The sequence below is a fragment of the Mesorhizobium sp. M7A.F.Ca.US.006.01.1.1 genome (assembly GCF_003997935.1).
Classification (GTDB): domain Bacteria; phylum Pseudomonadota; class Alphaproteobacteria; order Rhizobiales; family Rhizobiaceae; genus Mesorhizobium.
On sequence record NZ_RZQL01000065.1, the window covers coordinates 22,126 to 29,145 of the forward strand.

Genomic DNA, 7,020 nt, shown 5'->3' on the forward strand with positions numbered 1-7,020 from the left:
CTGAGGGAAGTGCTGTCTCAACTTGTGTGGGCGACAATCTTGTCGACCGTTTCGGGGAAGAAGTCGGGCGCCGCATGGCGTTTGCCGAACATCATATCGTACTGCAGCAAGCGGAAATCGCGGATCGCCGGATCGATCTCCTTCTGCCGCGCCCAATCGGGCGTGGCCTCGCCAGTCGGCGTCAGCAACAAATTGCGGTCGACGACACGGTAGCGTTCGCTCATCTCGCCCAGGAAGCCGGTGTAGTAGGGATGGCTGATGCCGGCCGTCTTCAGGATATGATAGGGCAGGAAGGCCGGGCTGACGGCGCCCATGTGCTCAGCCGGCCCGGTGCGGTTCGACCAGATGACCAGCGGCGTCTCATGATGCTCGAGGGCAGCCTCGGGCGACGCTTCCTTGCGCGGCGCAACATTGTCCTTGAGGAAGCCGGTTTCGACATAGACCGGCCCAAGCGGCGGCAGATGGTCGCCGAAGAAGGCGATCACGGTGGGGCGGGAGCGTTTCTTCGCCCATTCGACGAGGCGCTCAAGGCCACGGTCGGCATCGGCTGAGCCCTCGGCGTAGCTGAGCAGCGATTCGCGCGCCCACTGGCTGATCGGCGCCTGCACCTTATGCGTCGGATTATAATAGCGGTTCGGCTCGTAGGGACCGTGGTTTTGCAGGCTGACCGCAAAGAAGAACACCGGCTCATCGCTGGCGTCGGCCTCGCTGATGATCTCGTCGGTCATCGCGGCATCCGATGCCAGCGGCCCGCGCTTTTGCATGGGCGGCAGCGTCTCTTCCGACTTGAAATCGTTGAAGCCGAAATCGGCGTAGACCGCGCCACGGTTCCAGAACCAGTTGGTGCCGGGATGGATGGCGTGCGCCCGGTAACCCTGGCTCTTGAGGAAGGTTGCCAGCGAAGGCGTCGGCGTGCGCACATATTGCTGGTAGGGGATGCTGCCGGCAGGCAGGAACGCGTTGGAGAAGCCGGTCAGCGCCTCGAACTCGATATTGGCGGTCATGCCGCCGAACTCCGGCGAGAACATCGAGCCCGAGCGCAGCGCCCGCACATTGGGGATTGGATCGGGCGTGATGGTGACGCCAGGCAGCTTGGTCGGATCCCAGAAGGATTCGCTCATGACGATGATGATGTCCGGCTTCTCGGCCGGCACCGAGGCGGTCACATCCGACCTGGCGATCGCCGCGATCGCCTTGTCGGAATAGCCCGGCGGCGCCGAGACATGCGCCATCGGCACATTGAGCGCAAAGGCCAGCGCAAAGCCGTTGGAGGCATAGTTTTCCTTCTGGTCCCACATGATCGGGATGATCTGCAGCCGATCCCTGGTCCAGGAGAAGGTGGCGTAGTCCATGATCGAAACGAAGAAGGCAAGCAACGGCACTGCCAGCGTCAGCCGCGCAAGGCGTCCCTTGCGGCTGAGCGCGGGAACCTTGCGGCGCCACATCCGCCAGCCATAGACGAGCAGTGACAGGCCGGCGACGATGCCGACGACCATGGCGAGCGCGGTCATCGGCCGGTCGCGCACCAAAAGCGGCAACAGCGCGAAGATCTGGCGGGCATAGAGGAAATCGGTCGGGTAGAGCGGATCGCCGAGATAATGCGACTTCTGATGACCGACGAAGGCAAGGGATAGCGTCAGCGGCGCGACGATCATCAGGCTCTGATGGCTACGGCCGAGCACCGCATCGAGGCCGATCAGGATCAGCGCAAACACGACGATGGTGGTCCAGCCCGGCTTGAGCGGCTGCAGGAAGAACGAGACCGTGCCGGCAAAGTCGCCGCGCACGATCAGTTCGATGGCAAACACCAGGACGGCAGCGATCGCCAGGCTGATCAGCCCATAGCGCACGACCGGCCATCTCCTGCCCGGCAGATAGCCGGTGGAGGGATCGTCTTCCAGGAACTGTGGCGCGGCCTTGCCGGCGCGTTTGTAACTCTTTGCCACTTTAACTTCCCCACCCAGCGACAAGCACGTCACTCGATTGTCATGGAATTGTCACGCAAAGCTAGCGCCTGTGGCCAAAATAAGAAGAGCCAGCAAACGAATCGTGAGCGGTTTTCATCAGGAGTGATCGCCAAAAAGCCTTTCGGAACAGGCACTCGGCGGATGAAGCTGCCGTCGGGCGGGGTCGAACCGGGCTTGACTTGGCGCCCCGCCTTGCGTCACAGGCAAGAAAAACTCGTCTATCAGGCAAGCAAAACCAGCCCTTGGGAGCCCGCGCATGGCCGTTGCATTCACCTTTCCTGGACAAGGCAGCCAGGCAGTCGGCATGGGCAAGGATCTCGCCGACGCCTTTCCCGAGGCGCGCAGAATCTTCCAGGAAGTCGACGACGCGCTCGGCGAAAACCTGTCGAAGCTGATCTGGGAAGGGCCGGAAGAGGCGTTGACGCTGACCGCCAACGCGCAGCCGGCGCTGATGGCGGTGTCGCTGGCCGCGATCCGGGCGCTGGAATCGCGCGGCTTCTCGCTGAAAGGCAAGGTCGCCTATGTCGCCGGTCATTCGCTGGGCGAATATTCGGCGCTCGCGGCCGCAGGCTTCGTTTCGGTTGCCGATGCCGCCAGACTGCTGCGCATCCGCGGCAATGCCATGCAGGCGGCGGTGCCGGCCGGCGAGGGCGCCATGGCGGCGATCATCGGATTGGAACAGGTCGATGTCGAAGCCGCTTGCGCGGAAGCCGCCAAAGGCTCTGTCTGCCAGATCGCCAACGACAATGGCGGCGGCCAACTGGTCATTTCCGGCGCCAGGGCCGCGGTCGAACTGGCGGCAAAACTGTGCACCGAGAAAGGCGCCAAGCGCGCGCTGATGCTGCAGGTGTCCGCGCCCTTCCATTCGGCGCTGATGGCGCCGGCCGCGAACGTCATGCGCGAAGCCCTGGCCGGCGTGGCAAGGAACGCGCCGGTGGTTCCCGTCCTCTCCAATGTCACGGTCAGCCCGACCAGCGATCCCGACGAGATCGCCCGCCGCCTGGTCGAACAGATAACCGGCCGCGTGCGCTGGCGCGAGACGGTGGAATGGTTCGGCGCCAACGGCGTTACCACGCTTTACGAAATTGGCGCCGGCAAGGTGCTTTCGGGATTGGCACGGCGTATCAACCGCGACATCGCCACCGGGTCGGTCGGCTCCGCGGCTGAGGTCGAGGCAGTGCTGGCGGCGCTTGCATAAAGCGCCATTTGATCCCATTCCCTGTAAAGGGTGTTCTCTTCTCAATCAGGAGACAAAAATGTTCGAATTGACTGGCCGCAAGGCGCTCGTCACCGGCGCAACAGGAGGCATCGGCGAGGCGATCGCCCGGATGCTGCATGCGCAGGGCGCTATCGTTGGCCTGCATGGCACCCGCGTCGAGAAACTGGAAGCGCTGGCTGGCGAGCTTGGCGACCGGGTCAAGCTGTTCCCGGCCAATTTGTCCAACCGTGACGAGGTCAAGGCGCTCGGCCAGAAGGCGGAGGCCGATCTCGAAGGCGTCGACATCCTGGTCAACAACGCCGGCATCACCAAGGACGGGCTGTTCGTGCGCATGTCGGATGCCGACTGGGACACCGTGCTCGAGGTCAACCTGACCGCCGTGTTCAGGCTGACCCGCGAACTCACCCATCCGATGATGCGCCGCCGCCATGGCCGCATCATCAACATCACCTCGGTGGTCGGCGTCACCGGCAATCCCGGCCAGACCAATTACTGCGCCTCAAAGGCCGGCATGATCGGCTTTTCCAAATCGTTGGCGCAGGAGATCGCCACCCGCAACATCACCGTCAACTGCGTCGCGCCTGGCTTCATCGAATCGGCGATGACCGACAAGCTCAACGACAAGCAGAAAGAGGCGATCATGGCGGCCATCCCGACGCGCCGCATGGGCACCAGCGCTGAAGTCGCGTCCGCCGTCGCCTACCTCGCCTCCAACGAAGCCGCCTACGTCACCGGCCAGACCGTCCATGTGAATGGCGGCATGGCGATGATTTGAACGAGGTTCGGCAGCAACGCCGGCGGGTTGTGAAAAGAGACCATTTCGGCTTGGACCTCAGCTATTTTTCGTGTAATGCGGCCCGCAACCCGGCGGTTCGGGCAAAAACCGGTCCGTAGCCGTTGCGTTTCCGGCAGGACCATCTTTCAGCTTGATTAGCGGCATTCTGCCCGCTAACGAAGACAGACAAACAAAAGACGAGGATGCCCAAATGAGTGACACCGCAGAGCGCGTCAAGAAGATCGTCATCGAGCACCTTGGCGTCGATGCCGACAAAGTGACGGAGCAGGCGAGCTTCATCGATGATCTGGGCGCCGACAGCCTCGACACCGTCGAACTCGTCATGGCGTTCGAAGAAGAATTCGGCGTCGAGCTTCCCGACGACGCGGCCGAGACCATTCTGACCGTCGGCGATGCCGTGAAGTACATCGACAAGGCATCGGCCTGACGCTTTCCGCAGTCATCACCGGGGGAGGACCTGCGATGAGGCGTGTCGTCGTCACGGGCCTTGGGTTGCTGTCGCCGTTCGGCATGGGCTTCGAGCACAGCTGGAAGGAACTTCTGACCGGCCGCAGCGCTGCCAAGCGCATCACCGAGTTCGAGGTGGAGGATCTTGCTTGCAAGATCGCCCACGTCATTCCGCGTGGTGACGGCAGCAATGCCACCTTCAATCCCGAGGCCGTGCTCGAGCCGAAGGAATTGCGCAAGATCGGCGACTTCATCCTTTATGGGATTGCCGCCGCCGACGAGGCGCTGAAGGATTCCGGCTGGGAACCCAAGACGCATGAAGAGCAGTGCGCCACCGGCGTCCTGATCGGCTCCGGGATCGGCGGCATCGAGGGCATCGCCGAGAATGCGATGATCCTCAAGGAGCGCGGCCCGCGCCGCATCAGCCCTTTCTTCATCCCGGGCCAGATCATCAATCTCGTTTCCGGACAGGTTTCGATCCGGCATGGGCTGAAAGGCCCTAACCATGCCGTCGTCACGGCCTGTTCGACCGGTGCGCACGCCATTGGCGATGCTGCCCGGCTGATCATGTGGGGCGATGCCGACGTGATGGTTGCCGGTGGCGCCGAAGCGCCGGTGACGCGGCTGTCGATCGCCGGCTTTGCCGCATGCCGGGCACTGTCGACGGAACGCAATGATTCGCCGCAAACGGCGTCGCGCCCCTATGATCGCGACCGCGACGGCTTCGTCATGGGCGAGGGCGCCGGCGTTGTCGTGCTCGAGGAACTCGAACATGCCAAGGCGCGCGGCGCCAAGATCTATGCCGAGGTGACGGGTTATGGTCTCACCGGCGACGCGCATCACATCACGGCGCCCGCCGAGGATGGCGATGGTGCCTTCCGTTGCATGACGGCGGCACTCAACCGGGCCAAGTTGACGCCTGCCGATGTCGACTACATCAACGCGCACGGCACCTCGACCATGGCCGACACGATTGAGCTCGGCGCTGTCGAGCGGCTTGTCGGCAATGCCGCGTCGAAGATTTCGATGTCGTCGACCAAGTCGTCGATCGGCCATCTGCTTGGGGCGGCGGGTGCCGCCGAAGCGATCTTCTCGATCCTGGCCATCAGGGACAATGTCGCGCCGCCGACCATCAACCTCGATAACCCGGAACGCGAAACCGCGATCGACCTGGTGCCGAACAAGCCGCGTGCCCGCCAGATCGACGTGGCGCTGTCCAATTCCTTTGGCTTTGGCGGGACCAACGCGTCGTTGGTCTTCCAGCGCTACAATGGCTGATCGACCGGCTATCGGGCGACGCTTCGGCGTGCCGTCAATTTTGCCATATTCGCCCCTACTCTGCCGCTGGGGATTCGTTGGGCGATCAAACGGTAGGGCGAAATGAACACAAATCCGGCAGGCAACGGAGAATTCGGGCAACGGCCGCCGACATCCGGCCCGATCGTGCCGAAAACGGCCAGCGAGGCGTTGCGGCCTGAAGCCGGCACGCCGCCGCCGAAGCGCTCGCGTGCGTCACGCAGCCAGGTCGTCGTGTTCATGAACTTCGTCATCTCCTCGGTGATGCTGGTGGTTCTGGCGGCCGGCGTCGCGGTCTATTTCGGCAAGCAGGAATTCACCGAGCCCGGCCCCTCCGCCAATGGCGATACCTTCCTGGTCAAGCCAAACACCGGCGTTCAGGATATCGCCGACCAGCTCGAACGCCGCGGCCTGATCAGCGATGCCCGGGTATTCCGCCTTGGCGTGCGGGCCTTCGGCAATGATTCCGCGTTGAAAGCCGGCGAGTACGAGATCAAGCCCAGGGCGTCCATGCGCGATATCATGGAGCTTTTGAAGAGCGGCAAGTCGGTGATGTATTCGCTGACCATTCCTGAAGGACTGACAGTCGACCAGGCATTGCAGCGCATCGCCGAGGAGACTGCCTTGAGCGGCGACATGCCGGCAACCACGCCGCCGGAGGGCAGCCTCGCCACCGACACCCTGCGCTTCACGCGCGGCGCGACACGCCAGCAGATGGTCGACAAGCTGCTGGCGGATCAGCAGAAGCTGGTTGACGATGTCTGGCAGCGGCGCGCGCCGGACCTGCCGCTGGCCAATGTCGAGGAGTTCGTCACGCTGGCCTCGATCGTCGAGAAGGAGACGGGCAAGGGTGACGAGCGTTCACGGGTTGCCGCCGTCTTCCTGAACCGGCTTGCCAAGGGCATGCGCCTGCAATCCGATCCGACCATCATCTACGGTCTGTTCGGCGGCAAGGGAAAGCCGGCGGACCGGCCGATCTACCAGTCGGACATCCAGAAGCAGACGCCCTACAACACCTATGTGATCAGCGGCTTGCCGCCGACGCCGATCGCCAATCCGGGTCGTGCAGCGCTGGAGGCGGTGGCCAATCCGTCGAAGACCGACGACCTCTATTTCGTCGCCGACGGCACCGGCGGGCACGTCTTTGCCGCGACGCTGGACGAGCACAACGAGAATGTCGCCCGCTATCGCGCGTTGCTGAAGAAGCAGGCCGATGATGCCGCCAAAGCCGCCAAGACGACTGGCGCCGGCGACAGCAATGCCGTCAAGCCGGCTGGCAGTGGGCCGGCTGACGG

At 63.5% G+C, this 7,020-nt stretch carries 6 protein-coding genes; 5 read left to right on the forward strand and 1 reads right to left on the reverse strand.

Features of this window, described 5'->3' with window-relative positions; genetic code table 11:
* Positions 1-17: 17 nt before the first annotated feature.
* The gene (locus tag EN943_RS13780; RefSeq protein ID WP_164778188.1) at positions 18-1,946 is read right to left on the reverse strand and encodes an LTA synthase family protein; all 1,929 of its coding nucleotides are present in this window, start codon (positions 1,944-1,946) and stop codon (positions 18-20) included.
* A 277-nt stretch (positions 1,947-2,223) separates the two neighbouring features.
* Here EN943_RS13780 and fabD point away from each other — a divergent pair, with 277 nt between their 5' ends.
* The 5 genes from fabD to mltG all read left to right on the forward strand — a co-directional run.
* On the forward strand, positions 2,224-3,165 hold the full coding sequence (fabD, locus tag EN943_RS13785; RefSeq protein WP_127413011.1) for an ACP S-malonyltransferase: 942 nt from the start codon (positions 2,224-2,226) through the stop codon (positions 3,163-3,165).
* 58 nt (positions 3,166-3,223) lie between these two features.
* On the forward strand, positions 3,224-3,961 hold the full coding sequence (fabG, locus tag EN943_RS13790) for a 3-oxoacyl-[acyl-carrier-protein] reductase (RefSeq protein ID WP_127413012.1): 738 nt from the start codon (positions 3,224-3,226) through the stop codon (positions 3,959-3,961).
* Between the two features lie 211 nt (positions 3,962-4,172).
* Positions 4,173-4,409 (forward strand): acyl carrier protein, encoded by a 237-nt coding sequence (locus EN943_RS13795; protein ID WP_127413013.1) that lies wholly within the window; start codon positions 4,173-4,175, stop codon positions 4,407-4,409.
* A 35-nt stretch (positions 4,410-4,444) separates the two neighbouring features.
* Positions 4,445-5,707: a beta-ketoacyl-ACP synthase II gene (gene fabF, locus EN943_RS13800; protein WP_013532515.1), complete on the forward strand. Its 1,263-nt coding sequence runs from the start codon at positions 4,445-4,447 to the stop codon at positions 5,705-5,707.
* A gap of 102 nt (positions 5,708-5,809) precedes the next feature.
* Positions 5,810-7,020 (forward strand): endolytic transglycosylase MltG (gene mltG / locus EN943_RS13805; protein WP_127413014.1); only part of this gene is annotated, 1,211 nt, incomplete at its 3' end.